This is a genomic window from Hoeflea sp. CAU 1731 (assembly GCF_039888615.1).
In the GTDB taxonomy this organism is placed as follows: Bacteria; Pseudomonadota; Alphaproteobacteria; order Rhizobiales; family Rhizobiaceae; genus Flavimaribacter.
The window spans coordinates 235,777-251,544 of sequence record NZ_JBDQQS010000002.1; the positions used below are offsets into that span (position 1 = coordinate 235,777).

Sequence of the window (15,768 nt, forward strand, 5' to 3'; positions counted from 1 at the left end):
GACCCCGGATCCAGACGGCATGGAAACTCCTTCCGAGTGACGGCCAGGAGCCTGGATGCAGAGCCCTCCGGTCTTATTCAACAAACTTTGTCTGGCTCCGGTGCGCGACCTCCGGAACCGGCAGGATGGATATCGCGGGGCCGGAGGTTCCGGTCCCGCCGATCAGACGTTGTAGCCGGCGAGACGTCCGTTGATTACATAGTCGAGGATTTCGACCGTCTGATCAGGAGTCTCCGCGACGGCGAGCGCCGCCGCATCGACTTCTTTCAAGGCGTGCTGGTGATCGGAGCCGTGGATGATGATCAGGGGTTTGCCAAGCGCCGCTGCATACCCGGCGTCGAAAGCGGCGTTCCACTGTTTGTACTTTTCGCCGAAACGCACCACCACAATATCGGCCTTGCCGATCAGCGTGCGGGTGCGGATGGCGTTGACCTGCGCGCCCTTGTGGTCATGCCAGAACTTGTTTTGCTCGGCGCCCAGAATCTGAACGCCGCAATCGTCGGACGCTTCGTGATGGGTTACGGGCGCGCTGAACGTCACCGGCAGGCCGGCCTGGCCTGCCTTTTCTTCGATCCGTTCTCTCCAGTCCGTATGGATTTCGCCGGAGAGGTAGACATTCCAAGCCATCAGGCAGCGCCCTTGACGGTGATTCCCTTCTCGGCGAGGTGGCTCTGCAGTTCGCTGGCCTGGAACATCTCACGGATGATGTCGCAGCCGCCCACGAATTCACCCTTTACATAAAGCTGCGGGATGGTCGGCCAGTTGGAGTATTCCTTGATTCCCTGGCGAAGGTCGTCGTTTTCGAGAACGTTGACGCCCTTGTAGTCGACGCCGAGATAGTCAAGAATCTGCACTACCTGACCGGAAAAACCGCATTGCGGGAAAGTAGGCGTGCCCTTCATGAACAGCACGACGTCGCTGCTTTTGACTTCACTGTCGATGAATTCGTTGATTACGGTCATGGAACGTTTCCTTTTCGCTGCCGGGTAAAAGGCCCGGAGGTTTCGGTGTCGTCCGTAAATAGCTCCGTACCAGTCAGATTTCCAGTCCCTTGTGGGATGTCGTCCGAGGAATCGGAAAAGCCGCGGCGCGGGCCGCGACTTTTCGTGGAAGTGTGGCGTTGATCAGAAGTTCAGGCACTTTTCGAGAAGGCCGGCGTCCGGATATTTGGCGTTGGGGCCGAATTCCGCATAGCAACCCGCCGTCCAGGCGTAGGCGGTGTTGTCGAAAGGCTTTGCAACCGGCGAGTGACCCGGAGCCTTGAAAACTTTCATGGGCTGAGCGGACTGTGCGCCGCCGCGCATGGGCGCTGCGAGTTTTGCCTTCAGGCAGGCTTCCTTGTTGGATTCGGTGCCGCTTGCCTTGACGGTCTTGCCGTTGGAGCATCGGACTTCGCGGATGGTATCGGCGCTTGCCGGCGTTGTGACAGTTGTGGACATTGTTGCGAGGACTGCCAGCGAAGCAAGGGTGGTTACGATCTTTTTCATAGGTTCTCTCCATATATCCGCATCCCCATCGGATGCAGGAACAGAAGTAGACCTTTGCAACTGAACGTTGCCGAAACGACCGGTTCACCCACAGTTCATGTGGAAAAACTGTTTTGCAATGCTTTGAAAAGTCAGTCGGGCGCGCTCGTCTGCAGTGCCAGCGCGTGCAGCACGCCGCCCATATTTCCCTGCAGTGCGTTGTAGACCATCTGGTGCTGCTGGACGCGTGATTTGCCGCGGAAGCTTTCAGAAACCACTTCCGCCGCATAGTGATCGCCATCGCCTGCCAGATCCCTGATGGTCACCTTCGCGTCCGGTATGGCCGTCTTGATCATCGTTTCAATGTCTCCGGCGTTCATCGGCATGTTCGGTCTCCTGTACTGCGGATTGCGGCGTTGCAGGCCGAATCCGTCTCCTTGCTTTACCGGTTCGATCCGGTCATTCGCATCATCAGCCTTCCATATAGGAAGGAAACCACGATTCATGCGCCGTGCGCAATTGGGATACGGGAATGCTCAGCAAATCGCCCAATCTCAATTCCTGGCCGCTTACAGTTCCGATGATGCGGAAGGGAACGCCGGCGCCCTCAGCATTCAGGCAAACAAAATTGGCCAGCTCCGCCGGGATCGTCGCCACGTAGCGCGCCTGGTCTTCGCCGAAGAGCTGGGCGTGCAATAGGCCGTCATTGTGGGAGATTTCGATGTCCATTCCCTTGTTTGAGGCAATCGCCATTTCGGCGAGGCATATCGCCAGACCTCCGTCCGAGATGTCGTGGCAGGACGAAAACTGGCCGTTGCCGATGGCGGATCGAATGAAATCGCCGTTGCGCCGCTCGATTGCGAGATCAACCGGCGGCGGCGGGCCGTCTCTCTGATCGAGGCAATCGCGCATATAGGCCGACTGACCAAGATGCGCGCCGTCGCCGCCAAACAGAACCACGGCGTCGCCGTCCTTTGCGCCGCTGACGCGCGCCATGTTCGCCCAGTCGGCGATCAGGCCGACGCCGGCGATGGTCGGGGTCGGCAGGATCGCCTCTCCATTCGTTTCGTTGTAGAGAGATACATTGCCCGAAACGATCGGGAAACCGAGCGCGCTGCAGGCCTCGCCCACGCCCTCGATCGCCTTGACGAATTGCCCCATGATCTCGGGACGTTCGGGATTGCCGAAATTAAGATTGTCGGTCGCCGCCAGCGGAAGCGCGCCTGTCGCGGTCAGATTGCGCCAGCACTCGGCGACCGCCTGTTTGCCGCCTTCAAACGGATCCGCCTCGCAATAGCGCGGCGTGACGTCGGAGGAAAAGGCGAGCGCTTTGGCGGGATGGCCGTCGACTCGCACCACGCCGGCGTCTCCGCCGGGAATCTGCAGGGTGTTGGCCTGGATCAGCGTGTCATATTGCTCGTATACCCAGCGCTTTGACGCGTTGTTGGGAGATCCCAGGACCTTAAGCAGCGCCTCGCCATAGTCTTCCGGTTCGGAGATCTGGTCTGCGGGGAGGGGAGAGTAGAGTCCCGTCTCACGCCACGGCCTGTCATATTCGGGCGCTTCGTCGCCGAGTTCGCGAATCGGCAGATTGGCGACTTCGTCCTTCTGGTGGAATACCCTGAAGCGCAGGTCGTCCGTGGTCTTGCCGACGATTGCGAAATCCAGTCCCCATTTGCGGAATATCGCCTCGGCGTCTGCTTCCAGTTCGGGGCGAAGCACCATCAGCATGCGTTCCTGGCTTTCGGAAAGCATCATTTCGTAGGCGCTCATACGGTCTTCGCGCACCGGCACCTTGTCGAGATCGAGTTCGATGCCAAGGCCGCCCTTGGCGCCCATTTCGACAGCGGAACAGGTCAGGCCGGCAGCCCCCATGTCCTGAATGGCGATGACGGCGCCGGACGCCATCAGCTCAAGACAGGCTTCGAGCAGGCATTTTTCGGTGAACGGGTCGCCAACCTGGACGGTCGGGCGTTTTTCCTCGATCGATTCGTCGAATTCCGCTGACGCCATGGTTGCTCCGCCGACGCCGTCGCGACCGGTCTTGGCGCCCAGATACACGACCGGCAGGCCGACGCCTTCCGCCTTCGAATAGAAAATCGCATCCGCTTTCGCGAGCCCCGCCGCAAAGGCGTTGACCAGGCAATTGCCGTTATAGCGCGCGTCGAACTGCACCTCGCCGCCGACCGTCGGCACGCCGAACGCATTTCCGTACCCGCCAATGCCGGCGACCACGCCGGAAACGAGATGGCGGGTCTTGGGATGGTCCGGCTCGCCGAAACGCAGCGCGTTCATGGCGGCGATGGGTCTTGCGCCCATGGTGAAGACGTCGCGCAGAATGCCGCCGACGCCGGTCGCCGCCCCCTGGTACGGTTCGATATAGGAGGGGTGATTGTGGCTTTCCATCTTGAAGACCACGCAGTCGCCGTCGCCGATATCGACGACGCCGGCGTTTTCACCCGGTCCCTGGATCACCTGCGGGCCTTCCGTCGGCAGGGTTCGCAGCCATTTCTTGGAGGATTTGTAGGAGCAGTGCTCGTTCCACATGGCCGAGAAGATGCCGAGTTCGGTAAAGCTCGGCGCACGGCCAATTAGATCAATGATCCTCTGATATTCATCTTCCTTGAGCCCGTGGGCTTCCACCATCTCCGGGGTAATCGCGATATCGTTGGGAATGTTCATGTCGACCAGGTGTATGTCATTGTTCTTTTCAGGCGCAGGACGAGGAATCGCCTGTCCAGCGCTTCAAGTCCGTGTTGATTCGCGCGCCGACGGGTTGGTCCATCAGCGGGCCGTAGGCGTCGATGGTCGCCGGATCGCCATGCGCCTCGATAACCGCCAGCGGCTTGCCGTTCGGGTCGCGTTTCGGCACGACCAGAATGCGTGGACGTCCGCTGAAGGAATTGAGTTCCGGCGCCATGCGATAGGTCCTGAAGTCGGCGTCATTCGAACGGAACCAGCATTCACGCGCCGCCAGCGCCACCTGTTCCATGGCGGGCAGCGCCTTCTTGTTCGTTTTGTAGGCGCTGTTGCCCGGACCGGTGGACTGGCATCCCGTTAACCCGGCGAGGGCTGAAAGCGTCAGGGCCAGCGTCGGTACATTTTTCATCATCCGGGTTCGCCTTGCTTGTTCACGCCGCGATGTCGAGCGCCGCCCGGAAAAGGCCGGCGCCGTCCTCGCCGCCATGGGCCGGCTCGATCAGATCTTCCGGGTGGGGCATCATGCCGAGCACATTGCCGTTCTCATTGATGATTCCAGCGATGTCGTTCATCGATCCGTTCGGGTTGCTTCCGTTCGCATAGCGGAAGACAACGCGGCTGCTATCCTCGAGACGCGCCAGCGTGTCCGCGTCGGCGTAGTAATTGCCGTCGTGATGCGCGACGGGGCAGCGGATCACCTGGCCCGCCTCATACTGGCTGGTGAAGCAAGTCTGCGCATTTGTAACCTCGAGCGAGACTTCCTTGCAGACGAATTTCAGCGACGCGTTGCGCATCAGCGCGCCAGGCAGCAGGCCAGCTTCCAGCAAAATCTGGAAGCCGTTGCAGACGCCCAGTACGCGCACGCCGGCCGCGGCCTTTTCGCGAACCGCGTCCATCACGGGCATGCGGGCGGCGATGGCCCCGCAGCGCAGGTAATCTCCGTAGGAGAAACCGCCCGGCACAACGATCAGGTCTACATCTGGAATTTCGGTCTCGGTCTGCCAGACAGTCACGGGCGGCGCGCCCGAGATCTTCGTCAGCGCGGCAATCATGTCCCGGTCGCGGTTGAGGCCGGGGAGGAGGAGAACTGCGGACTTCATGAATCGAATCTGTGCAAACGAGGGTGTCGGATGTCCGTTCCTTAGCGTATGTGGCGGTCAATTGCGATAGTTCGCAGCTTTCTTTCCCCGCGGAACTGATGCATAGATTGTTTTAGGCATAAAGTATTCCGTCGGGCGGGAGCGTGTGATGAGCGAAGACGAAACACGGGTCGAGAAAGGCATATCCCTGGATTTCAGGGATCGCATGTCCTATGGCGACTATCTGAAGCTGGACACGCTGCTTGCGGCTCAGGAGCCCCTCACCAAAAGCCACGACGAAACCCTTTTCATCGTGATTCACCAGGTTCAGGAGCTCTGGATCAATCTCATCGTGCACGAGCTCGAACTGGCGATCGCCAAGATGCGCAGCGATGAAACCGGGATAGCCTTCAAGGCGCTCGCCCGCATATCGCGGGTGCAGGAACAACTGATCTCGGCCTGGGACGTGCTGTCGACCATGACGCCGTCCGACTATCTGACGTTCCGCAACCAGCTTGGCCAGTCGTCAGGCTTCCAGTCCTATCAGTACCGGCTTGTCGAAATTCTGCTGGGCGCCCGCGACAGGCGCATGCTCGGGCCCCACAAACATCGGCCGGAGATTTATGAAAGGCTGGAGACGGCGTTTAATGCGCCAAGCATTTACGACGAGGCGATCGCCGTCGTGGCAAGGGCCGGTTTCGATGTTCCACGCGGCTTGCTGGACCGCGATTTCTCGCAGAGCCGTCCCTCAAGCGAGGCGCTGAGCGATATCTGGCTTGCGATTTATCGAGCGCCGCAGAAGCATTTCGAGCTCTACGAATTGGCCGAAGAACTGGTCGACGTGGAGGACCATTTCCAGCAATGGCGGTTCCGGCACATGAAGACCGTGGAGCGCATCATTGGTCACAAGACCGGAACAGGCGGATCGTCCGGCGTCGGCTTCCTGAAAACCGCGCTGGAGAAAAGCTTCTTTCCGGAACTGTGGGAAATCAGAACCCGGCTATGAGCCGCCGCCCAGCGCTTCGCCGCTACAGAATGTCGACCGCGTAGTCTTCGATCACCGTATTGGCGAGCAGCTTCTCGCACATGGCGGACAGTTTCATGCGAGCGGCTTCCTTGTCCGCCCCGTCCATTTCCACGTCGAAGACCTTGCCCTGACGGACCTGGCCAACGCCGTCGAAACCCAGCGTTCCCAGAGCGCCCTCGATCGCCTTGCCTTGCGGGTCGAGAACGCCGTTCTTGAGGGTGACGGTTACACGCGCCTGTATCACGATCCTGTTTCCCGTTTCCTGTCCGGTTATTTGACCAGAACCGGTCCGCTGCGCGGGGGTTCATTGCCATTGACGATACCGAGCCGTCTGGCGACTTCCTGATATGCGTCGACCAGGCCGCCCATATCGCGCCGGTAGCGATCCTTGTCGAGCTTGTCCTGGGTCTCGATGTCCCACAGGCGGCAATTGTCCGGCGATATCTCGTCGGCGACGACGATTCGCATCATGTCGCCTTCGTAGAGCCGGCCGCACTCGATCTTGAAATCGACGAGTTGGATGCCGACGCCCATGAACAGGCCGGAGAGAAAGTCGTTGACGCGGATGGCGAGCGCCATGATGTCGTCGATTTCCTGCGGATTTGCCCATCCGAACGCGGTGATGTGTTCTTCCGAGACCATCGGATCGTCGAGTTCGTCCGACTTGTAGTAGAATTCGATGATCGAACGGGGCAGCATCGTGCCTTCGTCGATGCCCAGCCTCTTCGCGAGAGAGCCGGCTGCGACATTGCGCACGACGATCTCGAGCGGAATGATTTCCACCTCCTTGATCAACTGCTCGCGCATATTGACGCGGCGGATGAAATGGGTGGGAATGCCGATGCGGTTCAATTGCTCGAAGATAAACTCGGATATCCTGTTGTTCAGGACGCCCTTGCCTTCGATGACATCATGCTTCTTGGCGTTGAAGGCGGTGGCGTCATCCTTGAAGAACTGGATAAGCGTGCCAGGTTCAGGTCCTTCGTAGAGGACCTTGGCCTTGCCCTCATAGATGCGGCGTCGACGACTCATTGTAAACTCTGGTTTCTGCAGATTGCTTTGATCCGCTGCATTTGGATGGAGAAATCTCGCCTTGCTGTAGCTGAAATGCGAAGATTTCACAATCGGCATATAATATCGAAAAGAAAGGATTACAGCCACCGAACCGGCTGATGTCTCGAGACGGTGATTGATCTTTGTTCCGGTATTCGGTTATGAGGTCGGACCGAAACCCGGCAATCTTTATGCCACGGCCAAATGGAAGACTTCTGGAGATCTGAACATGAGCGGTATGGACGATCGCAGCGACGCCTATGAGAACAAGTTCGCTCACGACGAGGAATTGCGGTTCAAGGCGGAAGCCCGCCGCAACAAACTGTTGGGACTGTGGGCGGCCGAACACCTCGGAAAAGCCGGTGATGAAGCCGAAGCCTACGCCAAAGAGGTAGTGCTTGCCGATTTCGAAGAAGCCGGAGACGCTGACGTCTTCCGCAAGATTCGCGGCGATTTCGACGCGGCCGGCGTGGAGCAGTCCGATCACCAGATCCGGCGCACGATGGACGAATTGATGCAAGTCGCAAAACAGCAGGTGATTTCTGAGTAAAATCGAATCATCGGCGCCAGCAACGGACGCCGTCACGATGCCCTTCAGCGATGCCTTGAGACGGGGTGAAACGAACCTCACCCTGTGGTCTTTCCTGTATGCGAAGCAGCCGCTCGAATTGTTTGCGCGCAGTAGCGTGGATTCCATAGTCCTCGACGCCCAGCACGGCGCCTATGGCGAATCGGATTTGGTCGATTCGATCGGCGTCTGCAAGGCGGCGCAAAAACCGGTTCTCGTTCGGGTTCCCGTGGATCGTCCGGATCTCGCAAGCCGGGTCCTTGATTTCGGCGCTGACGGGGTGATTGCTCCGATGATCAATTCCGCGAAGCAGGCGAGCGTTTTTGCCGCGGCTTGCAAATATCCGCCGCTGGGCGAGCGGTCATGGGGTCCCGTTCGCGACCTGGTGTTATCGCAATCTCCGGATCCAAAGAGCTACTTCACCTCTCGCAATGCGCAAACACTCGCTCTGGCGATGGTGGAAACGCGCGACGCGGTCCTGAATATCGACGAGATACTCGCGGTCGAAGGTATCGACGGCATTTTCGTCGGTCCCGCCGACCTGTCCATAAGCTGGACCGGCGGCGCTCTGATGGAGCCCGCCACAGAAGAACTGCAGAATGTGATCGCCAGGATTGCGAAGAAAATCACCGCTGCGGGCAAGATCGCCGGTGTATACGTCACCGAGACGAAAGATATCGGTCGCTATCACGCGCTGGGCTATCGATTGATCACCTGCACGTCCGATTTGGCGTTGCTCCAGGCGGGCGTCAACAACGTCATGAAGGCCGCAAAGGATCAGGTTTCCTAAGCCGGCAGCCGCCCCAGAAAGCGTGAAAACACCATGAGGCCTTCGGGCCAGGGGCCGAAGCCGGCCTCGTCGTTGATGTGCCCGGCCTCACCGGCGTCCATCATCAGCGATCCCCATGCGGCCGCGATCTCGTCCGCGACGTCATAGCTGCAGAACGGATCGTCGCGACTGGCGATGACAACCGACGGGAAGGGCAGGGGATCGCGCGAGTAGGGGCCAAAGGTCTGAAGATGCCGCGGCCGGATTTTCGGATTGGCGACGTCCGGAGGCGCGACAAGCAGCGCGCCGGAAACCAGATGGCCGATTTGCGGAACAGTCTTGATCGTCGCCGCGACGCCGAGCGAATGCGCGACAATGACAACCGGTTTCGTAGCCTCTACCACAGCCTTGCAGATGTTCTCCATCCAGTCCTCGCAGACCGGCTTGGACCAGGCTTCCTGTTCGACGCGCCGCGCGGTTGACAGCTTGGCCTCCCAGCGCGACTGCCAGTGCTGTGGTCCCGAGTTCTTGTAGCCGGGTACGATGAGGATATCTGCTTCGGAGGCTTTCATGGTCTCTGATCAGTTTGCTGAACGATCTCAGCCGAAGACCCTTTTGAAGATCGTATCGACCTGCTTCGTGTGGTAGCCGAGATCGAATTTCTCGCGAAGATCCTCTTCGGAAAGAGCGGCGCGTACGTCCTTGTCCGCCAGCAGTTCCGTTAGAAAATCCTTTCCATCCTCCCAGACCTTCATCGCGTTGCGCTGGACCAGCCGGTAGGCGTCCTCGCGGCTGACGCCTGCCTGGGTCAAAGCAAGCAGCACGCGCTGCGAATGCACCAGCCCCTTGAACTTGTTCAAATTGGCCAACATGGTTTCGGGATAGACGACCAGCTTCTCAATGACGCCCGTCAGGCGCGCCAGGGAAAAATCTAGCGTTACGGTGGCGTCCGGACCGATCATGCGTTCGACCGAGGAGTGCGAAATGTCGCGCTCGTGCCATAGCGCGACGTTCTCCATCGCCGGCATCGCATAGGAGCGCACCATGCGTGCGAGGCCTGTCAGGTTTTCCGTCAGCACCGGATTGCGCTTGTGCGGCATCGCGGACGAGCCTTTCTGGCCAGGCGAAAAATATTCCTCGGCTTCCAGCACTTCCGTGCGCTGCAGATGGCGGATTTCGACGGCCAGTCTTTCCACAGAGGAGGCGATCACGCCGAGCGTTGCGAAGAACATGGCGTGCCGGTCGCGCGGTATAACTTGCGTGGACACCGGCTCGGCTTTCAGGCCCATCGCGCTCGCCACATGCTCCTCGACCCGCGGATCGATATTGGCGAAGGTGCCGACGGCGCCCGAGATCGCGCAGGTTGCGATTTCCTCGCGGGCTGCTTCCAGCCGCTTTCGGCACCGTTCGAACTCGGCGTAAGCGTAGGCCATTTTGACGCCGAAGGTGGTCGGCTCCGCGTGAATGCCGTGGCTTCGGCCAATGGTGATCGTGTCTTTATGCTCCAGGGCGCGCTTTTTCAGTGCTTCCAGCAACTTGTCCATGTCTGCAAGCAGGATATCGCTCGCCTTGACCAGCTGTACGTTGAAGCACGTGTCGAGAACGTCCGACGAGGTCATGCCCTGATGAACAAAACGGGCGTCCGGTCCGACAATCTCTGCAAGGTGGGTCAGGAAGGCGATGACATCGTGCTTGGTTTCCCGCTCGATCTCGTCGATCCGGTCGACATTGAACTCGGCGGCGTTGCCGTTTTCCCAAATCGTTTCGGCGGCGCTTTTCGGAATAACGCCAAGTTCGGCAAGAGCGTCGCAGGCGTGCGCCTCAATCTCGAACCAGATGCGGAACTTCGATTCCGGGGACCAAATGGTTGTCATTTCAGGGCGGGAATATCTGGGAATCATGGGTTCTTGCAGTTGTTGGAGGGAACGGCCCGCCTGCTAGCAGATATCGCCTGCGATCTCAACGCAAAGCTTTCGCCATCACGTAGCTGGCCAGAGCAAGCAGGGGAAGCCCCAGAGGCAGGAAGTAGCGGCTGCCCATGACAAGAAACTGAAAAACAGCCGCAATTCCAGACGCGGCGATATAGAACGGCCAGAACCATCCGAGAGCCCTCGGATGGTAGTATCCGTTCGAATACTGAAAGCTGACGGCGAAGACAATCGCCGTTGCCGCGATCGTCAGGATTACGAGGCACAGAAATGATGCTGAAACACGGGCGGTGAACGGCTTTTCGGCGGCGATGCGCCGGGCGACGAGCCAGGCCGGCGAAAAGCCGGCGAGTCCGCCTGCAAAATAGAGCGCGACCAGGGCATTGGCGTTGAGCGTATGACCATCCAGCCAGAAGCGCAGATCGACCAGCACGGTCGCCGCCATCGCCGTTCCCCACAGGAGTGAGCCGATGGCCAGGGCGCGGATCGATGGCTGCCTGCGGCGGTGATTCACGAGGTCAGCCGCACTCCGTCGCGGCGGCGCGGATCGCATCGATGTTTTTCCTGTAGTGCTCTTCTGTTCCGCCTTTGAAAACCGCAGAGCCGGCGACGAAAACATTGACGCCTGCCGCAGCGGCGAGGGGAGCGGTTTCCGGCGTGACGCCGCCGTCGATTTCGAGGTCTATCGGGCGGTCGCCGATCATGGCGTCGATACGGCGCGCCTTGTCGAGAACGCCGCCGATGAATTTCTGGCCGCCGAAGCCCGGGTTGACGCTCATCACCAACACCAGATCAATCATGTCGATGACCGCCTCCAGCGCGTGTTCCGGAGTAGCGGGATTGAGAGATACGCCCGCTTTTTTCCCGAGAGCGCGGATCGCCTGGACGGATCGATGAAGATGCGGTCCCGCTTCCGCATGCACCGTAATGATGTCGCAGCCGGCGTCCGCAAAGGCTTCCAGGTAGGGGTCGCAAGGCGCGATCATCAGATGGCAGTCAAACGTTGCTTGTGTATGGTGCCGCAGCGCCTTGATGACGTCGGGGCCATAGGAGATATTCGGCACGAAATGACCGTCCATGACATCCAGATGCACCCAGTCAGCGCCGGCCGCGACGACGTCGCGCACTTCCTGGCCAAGCTTGGAAAAGTCGGATGCAAGGATGGACGGGGCGATCTTGACGGGGCGATTCATTCGTTGGCTCGGTCGTTGTTGGTGTTTGGCTCAGCCTCTAGCACCTCGGCCGTCCGGTTACAAACCGCCATTCAGCCCTGTGAATCGCCAAATAGGGTCCGCCATGCGGGCATGACGTCGCCCGGCGCCGGCGCGGCCTCATAAACCCCTCGAGCGATTGCGCGCGCCATGACCGCGCCTGCGGCTGCGCACATCTCGAGCATCTGGTCCGAATCCGGACGCTGTCCGCTTGCGCCGGTGGCGAGTGCGAAGACCAGATCGCCGTCATGGGCCGTGTGGGTCGGCCAGATGGCGCGGGCGAAACCGTCATGCGCGGATATTGCGAGCCGCTTGGCTTCCGCCTTGGTCAGAACCGCGTCGGTCGCGATGACGCCGATCGTCGTATTGGTTCCGTATTGCGGGCTCCGACCGCGCTGCATCTCGCGGAACTTGATGCGCAGCTCGGTTGCAGTCTTGCCGAATTCTCCCGGCAAGCCCAGGCCGCCGAATTCGCCGTCGATTTCAAAAGGCGCGGCCCAGAAATGCGGCCCCTCGCCGACCAGAACCGATCCCACCGGATTGACCGCGACAAGCGCGCCGAGGGTGAAGCTGTCGGCAACGCCGCAGGACGAGGAGCCCAGGCCGCCCTTGACGATCGCCGTCAGCGCGCCATAGCCGGCGCCGGCTGTGCCGACGTCGAAGGCCTTCCCCGCGTTTTGTGCGGCTGCGTATCCGAGTTCGCGATAGGGAGAATACCGCCCCCAGTCCTTGTCTCCGCCGTTGGTGAGGTCGAAGATAATGGCAGAAGGCACAATGGGAATCCGGAAATCGCCAGTCTGGAAGCCGACGCCCTGTTCGCGCAGGGCCGCCTGGACCCCCGAGGCGGCGTCGAGGCCAAACGCCGAACCGCCGGAAATCGCGATGGCGTCGATATGTTCGACGGCGTTGTGCGGTTCAAGGAGATCGGTCTCGCGGGTGCCCGGCGCACCGCCGAGAACCTGCACGGCCGCTGTCGCCGGTTTCGGGCAGACAAGAGCGGTCACGCCCGATTTCAGAGTATCGTCAGCGGCGTTGCCCACAAGCAACCCGTCGACGTCGGTTATGAGATTGAACGGTCCTGTTTTCACGCAATACCTCTGATCGAAAAGGTCACTGGCTTTCAGCCGGGACAAACTCGACGTCCCGCCAGACCATAAGGCGCATGGGATTGTCTCGCCGGTTGCCGTCGGCTGCAAAGGAGATCGGACCAAGCGCCGTTCGGAACGCGCCTTTGGACATTTCCTGCGCTACGCTGGTGTCGGCCATTTCCGCTGACCGTTTGGCTGCGAGCGCGATCTGGGCTGCGGCGAAAGCCGGTATGCGGTATCCGTTCGGAAGCGTCTCGGTTCTCTCGAAAACGGCGCGGGCGGCGGCCGCCGTGTCAAGCGTTTCGGCGCCAGGCAACATGACCGCGAAAACGCCATTGGCGAGCGGCGGATCTGCGTCCGGCGCATTCAGCGCATCGCCGCCCATGAAGGTCAACTCCAGCCCGGCTTCCGCAGCGTCTCGTGCGATTATCGCCGCGTCAGGGCGGTCTCCGCCGAGGAAAATATGCGTTGCCCCGGATTTCTCGAGCCGCCGCACAAGCGGAAACTGCTTTTCCTGCGATGGGCGGTAATTGTCGACGAACACCGGCTTGATGCCTGTTGTTTCTAGCGCCAGGCGCACGGACTCGGCGAGTTCGCGACCATAGACGGTGCCGTCGTCGATGAGCGCCAGCGGCTTGCCCGACCATTGCGTGGCGATTATTTCGGCAATCTTGGCTGATTCATCTGCGACGCTCGGGGCCAATCTGTAAAACTCCCAACCGAAACGGTCGGCGTCTTCTGAAACGAGTTCAGAACGCACACCGAGGGTGATTGCCGGAATATCTGAAGACGAAAGTATCGGCAGGGCCGACGCCAGGCTCTCCATGCACAGGAAGCCGATGACCACGTCCACGCCGGCCTCGACAAACGCGCTGGCCGCATCCGCGCCGCTTTCGGCGTCGCAATTGTCCGGTTCGTCGACAATGTCGACGATTGATCCGGGGGCCGTATCGGCAAAAATTCTGACCCCTTGGTCGACCTGTTTGCCGAGAATGGAGAAATTGCCGTCAGAAGGCGCGAATATGCCGATGCGCAGGCCTTTTGGACGCGACTGCGCATGCGCCATTCCGGTTGGATCCACCAACATGGCGAAAAAGAGCGCAGCCAGCAGCCTGTTGGACCTGAATTTTACCATGTGTTGTCGGCTTTCGGAGCGCATTCCTGTTGGTTCGGCGAACGCATCTGACGAATTCGTTCATTCTGACGCTGACGAAAGCAGCCTGAAAGGATGCCGTCGCCAGCGCTGGTCCACCGGCCTGATTTGGACACGAGCAGGTGGCGTTCGTCAATGTGAGGGTTAGAAAAATCGAACAGGCGGCCTCACCGCAAACCGGGCTTGTCATCGCTCGAAGCGCAAGAAAAATTCACCGGTGGTGCTTTCATTCAAAGCCAATCCATTTATGTAGGACGATACGCCGCGGACGTCGCTGCGGCGTCGGAGTATGCAATTGTTGGACAGCAAAACAGTTAACGCACAGGATTATCGGGACGCCATGGCGCATTACGCCGGCCATGTGCAGCTCGTCACCACAGAGCATGAGGGCGTTCGCCGCGGGGTTACGGTGACGGCGGCGTGCTCGGTTTCCGATAATCCTCCCACGGTTCTGGTCTGCCTGAACCGATCCAATGCGAGCAACGGAATATTTCTCGACAGGGGGTATTTTGCGCTCAACACGCTGGCGGTTCAGCATCAGGAAATGGCTGCGGCGTTCGCCGGATTCGACAACAAGACTGCTGACGAACGGTTCGCCATGGCTCGGTGGGATACGCTCGTCACCGGATGCCCGACCTTGATGGACGCCACGGCTGTTTTTGATTGCCGGCTGATTGAGCATAAGATCGTCGCGACACACATGATCCTGTTCGGGGAAGTGGTCGGCTTGCGTGAAACCGAAAACCAGCAGGCGCTGATGTTTCTGGAACGCACCTGGAGAACCTTGTAGTCAGATGTCGAAAAACGAAATCAATGCCTTTCCCGCGACAATCGATGAAACGCAGGCGCTTCTCGAAGGTCAGGACTACGTCGCAAGCCGCGCGCTTTCCACCGTTTTGTATCTGGGGCTCAAGATGCGCCGGCCGATCTTCCTCGAAGGAGAGGCGGGCGTCGGCAAGACTGAAATCGCCAAGGTGCTTTCTCAGGCGTTGGGCCGGCCGCTGATCAGACTGCAATGCTACGAGGGTCTGGATATCTCGTCGGCAGTCTATGAATGGAACTATCCGGCGCAAATGCTGGAGATCCGCATGGCTGAAGCCACCGGAGAGACCAGTCGCGACAGTATAGAGAAGGGTATATTTTCCGAACGCTACCTGATCAAGCGTCCCGTTTTGCAGGCGGTGTCGGCGCCGGAGGGCGAAGCGCCCGTCTTCCTGATCGACGAACTCGATCGCACAGACGAGGCCTTCGAGGCTTTTCTCCTCGAAATCCTTTCCGACAACCAGGTGACGATTCCCGAAATTGGTACGATCAGGGCGTCGGAACCGCCGATCGTGATCATCACGACCAACCGGACGCGCGAGATCCACGACGCCTTGAAGCGGCGTTGCCTCTATCATTGGGTGGATTACCCGGACGCAGCAACGGAGCTCGAGATCATCAGACGCAAGGTGCCGGGCTGCAACGAGGATCTGTCGGCCGAGATTGTCGCCTATGTTCAGAAATTGCGCGAGATTGAGCTTTTCAAGAACCCGGGCGTCGCCGAAACGATCGACTGGGCGACGGCCTTGACCGAACTCGACAAACTGGCGCTTGATCCGGAAACCGTGTCAGACACGTTGGGAACGCTCCTGAAATACCAGGACGACATCGCCCGGATCGAGGGCAGCGAAGGTCGGAAAATCCTCGAAGAGGTTAAAGTCGATCTGTCGCCGGCGCAGTAGAG

Annotated in this window: 20 protein-coding genes; 5 read left to right on the forward strand and 15 right to left on the reverse strand. The window is 59.8% G+C overall.

Going from position 1 to position 15,768, the window contains the following annotated elements; genetic code table 11:
* Positions 1-162: 162 nt before the first annotated feature.
* The 7 genes from AAFN47_RS05200 to purQ all read right to left on the reverse strand — a co-directional run bounded on the left by AAFN47_RS05200 (position 163) and on the right by purQ (position 5,266).
* A complete protein-coding gene (locus tag AAFN47_RS05200) occupies positions 163-627 on the reverse strand; it encodes a YtoQ family protein (RefSeq protein WP_499808153.1) in 465 nt (154 codons plus the stop codon).
* The gene (gene grxD / locus AAFN47_RS05205) at positions 627-962 is read right to left on the reverse strand and encodes a Grx4 family monothiol glutaredoxin (protein ID WP_499808154.1); all 336 of its coding nucleotides are present in this window, start codon (positions 960-962) and stop codon (positions 627-629) included. The genes AAFN47_RS05200 and grxD overlap by 1 nt, the downstream gene beginning before the upstream one ends.
* 162 nt (positions 963-1,124) lie before the next feature.
* Positions 1,125-1,487: a hypothetical protein gene (locus AAFN47_RS05210; RefSeq protein ID WP_499808155.1), complete on the reverse strand. Its 363-nt coding sequence runs from the start codon at positions 1,485-1,487 to the stop codon at positions 1,125-1,127.
* Positions 1,488-1,618: 131 nt separating this feature from the next.
* Entirely contained in the window at positions 1,619-1,852 is a 234-nt protein-coding gene (locus AAFN47_RS05215; RefSeq protein ID WP_220227159.1) for a BolA/IbaG family iron-sulfur metabolism protein, read from the reverse strand.
* Positions 1,853-1,937: 85 nt separating this feature from the next.
* Positions 1,938-4,148, reverse strand: a complete 2,211-nt coding sequence (purL, locus tag AAFN47_RS05220; RefSeq protein WP_499808156.1) for a phosphoribosylformylglycinamidine synthase subunit PurL — start codon at positions 4,146-4,148, stop codon at positions 1,938-1,940.
* A gap of 28 nt (positions 4,149-4,176) precedes the next feature.
* Positions 4,177-4,575, reverse strand: coding sequence for a hypothetical protein (locus tag AAFN47_RS05225; protein WP_499808374.1), 399 nt, complete (start codon positions 4,573-4,575; stop codon positions 4,177-4,179).
* Between the two features lie 22 nt (positions 4,576-4,597).
* Complete coding sequence (purQ, locus tag AAFN47_RS05230; RefSeq protein ID WP_499808157.1) at positions 4,598-5,266, reverse strand: phosphoribosylformylglycinamidine synthase subunit PurQ; 669 nt, start codon at positions 5,264-5,266, stop codon at positions 4,598-4,600.
* Positions 5,267-5,414: 148 nt separating this feature from the next.
* Here purQ and kynA point away from each other — a divergent pair, with 148 nt between their 5' ends.
* Entirely contained in the window at positions 5,415-6,251 is an 837-nt protein-coding gene (kynA, locus tag AAFN47_RS05235) for a tryptophan 2,3-dioxygenase (RefSeq protein WP_499808158.1), read from the forward strand.
* A gap of 22 nt (positions 6,252-6,273) precedes the next feature.
* Here kynA and purS read toward each other — a convergent pair whose 3' ends face one another.
* Positions 6,274-6,516: a phosphoribosylformylglycinamidine synthase subunit PurS gene (purS, locus tag AAFN47_RS05240; protein ID WP_499808159.1), complete on the reverse strand. Its 243-nt coding sequence runs from the start codon at positions 6,514-6,516 to the stop codon at positions 6,274-6,276.
* 26 nt (positions 6,517-6,542) lie between these two features.
* Positions 6,543-7,304 (reverse strand): phosphoribosylaminoimidazolesuccinocarboxamide synthase, encoded by a 762-nt coding sequence (gene purC, locus AAFN47_RS05245; RefSeq protein WP_499808160.1) that lies wholly within the window; start codon positions 7,302-7,304, stop codon positions 6,543-6,545.
* Between the two features lie 250 nt (positions 7,305-7,554).
* On the opposite strand from purC, the gene AAFN47_RS05250 reads away from it, so the two are divergent.
* Positions 7,555-7,875, forward strand: coding sequence for a DUF1476 domain-containing protein (locus AAFN47_RS05250; RefSeq protein ID WP_499808161.1), 321 nt, complete (start codon positions 7,555-7,557; stop codon positions 7,873-7,875).
* Between the two features lie 37 nt (positions 7,876-7,912).
* Positions 7,913-8,683 carry an HpcH/HpaI aldolase family protein gene (locus AAFN47_RS05255; protein ID WP_499808162.1) on the forward strand — a complete coding sequence of 257 codons (771 nt, stop codon included), beginning with the start codon at positions 7,913-7,915 and terminating at the stop codon, positions 8,681-8,683.
* On the opposite strand, the gene AAFN47_RS05260 is transcribed toward AAFN47_RS05255, so the two are convergent.
* From AAFN47_RS05260 to AAFN47_RS05285, 6 genes are all read right to left on the reverse strand, one after another.
* Positions 8,680-9,234 (reverse strand): RBBP9/YdeN family alpha/beta hydrolase, encoded by a 555-nt coding sequence (locus AAFN47_RS05260; protein ID WP_499808163.1) that lies wholly within the window; start codon positions 9,232-9,234, stop codon positions 8,680-8,682. The genes AAFN47_RS05255 and AAFN47_RS05260 overlap by 4 nt on opposite strands.
* A gap of 27 nt (positions 9,235-9,261) precedes the next feature.
* On the reverse strand, positions 9,262-10,563 hold the full coding sequence (purB, locus tag AAFN47_RS05265; protein ID WP_499808164.1) for an adenylosuccinate lyase: 1,302 nt from the start codon (positions 10,561-10,563) through the stop codon (positions 9,262-9,264).
* Between the two features lie 58 nt (positions 10,564-10,621).
* The gene (locus AAFN47_RS05270) at positions 10,622-11,104 is read right to left on the reverse strand and encodes a hypothetical protein (protein ID WP_499808165.1); all 483 of its coding nucleotides are present in this window, start codon (positions 11,102-11,104) and stop codon (positions 10,622-10,624) included.
* 4 nt (positions 11,105-11,108) lie between these two features.
* Positions 11,109-11,783, reverse strand: a complete 675-nt coding sequence (gene rpe, locus AAFN47_RS05275; protein ID WP_499808166.1) for a ribulose-phosphate 3-epimerase — start codon at positions 11,781-11,783, stop codon at positions 11,109-11,111.
* A gap of 71 nt (positions 11,784-11,854) precedes the next feature.
* Positions 11,855-12,889 (reverse strand): P1 family peptidase, encoded by a 1,035-nt coding sequence (locus tag AAFN47_RS05280; RefSeq protein WP_499808167.1) that lies wholly within the window; start codon positions 12,887-12,889, stop codon positions 11,855-11,857.
* 22 nt (positions 12,890-12,911) lie between these two features.
* Positions 12,912-14,024: an ABC transporter substrate-binding protein gene (locus AAFN47_RS05285; RefSeq protein ID WP_499808168.1), complete on the reverse strand. Its 1,113-nt coding sequence runs from the start codon at positions 14,022-14,024 to the stop codon at positions 12,912-12,914.
* 307 nt (positions 14,025-14,331) lie between these two features.
* Here AAFN47_RS05285 and AAFN47_RS05290 point away from each other — a divergent pair, with 307 nt between their 5' ends.
* Positions 14,332-14,832, forward strand: a complete 501-nt coding sequence (locus AAFN47_RS05290) for a flavin reductase (protein WP_499808169.1) — start codon at positions 14,332-14,334, stop codon at positions 14,830-14,832.
* 4 nt (positions 14,833-14,836) lie between these two features.
* Positions 14,837-15,766 (forward strand): AAA family ATPase, encoded by a 930-nt coding sequence (locus tag AAFN47_RS05295; protein WP_499808170.1) that lies wholly within the window; start codon positions 14,837-14,839, stop codon positions 15,764-15,766.
* Positions 15,767-15,768 lie beyond the last annotated feature (2 nt).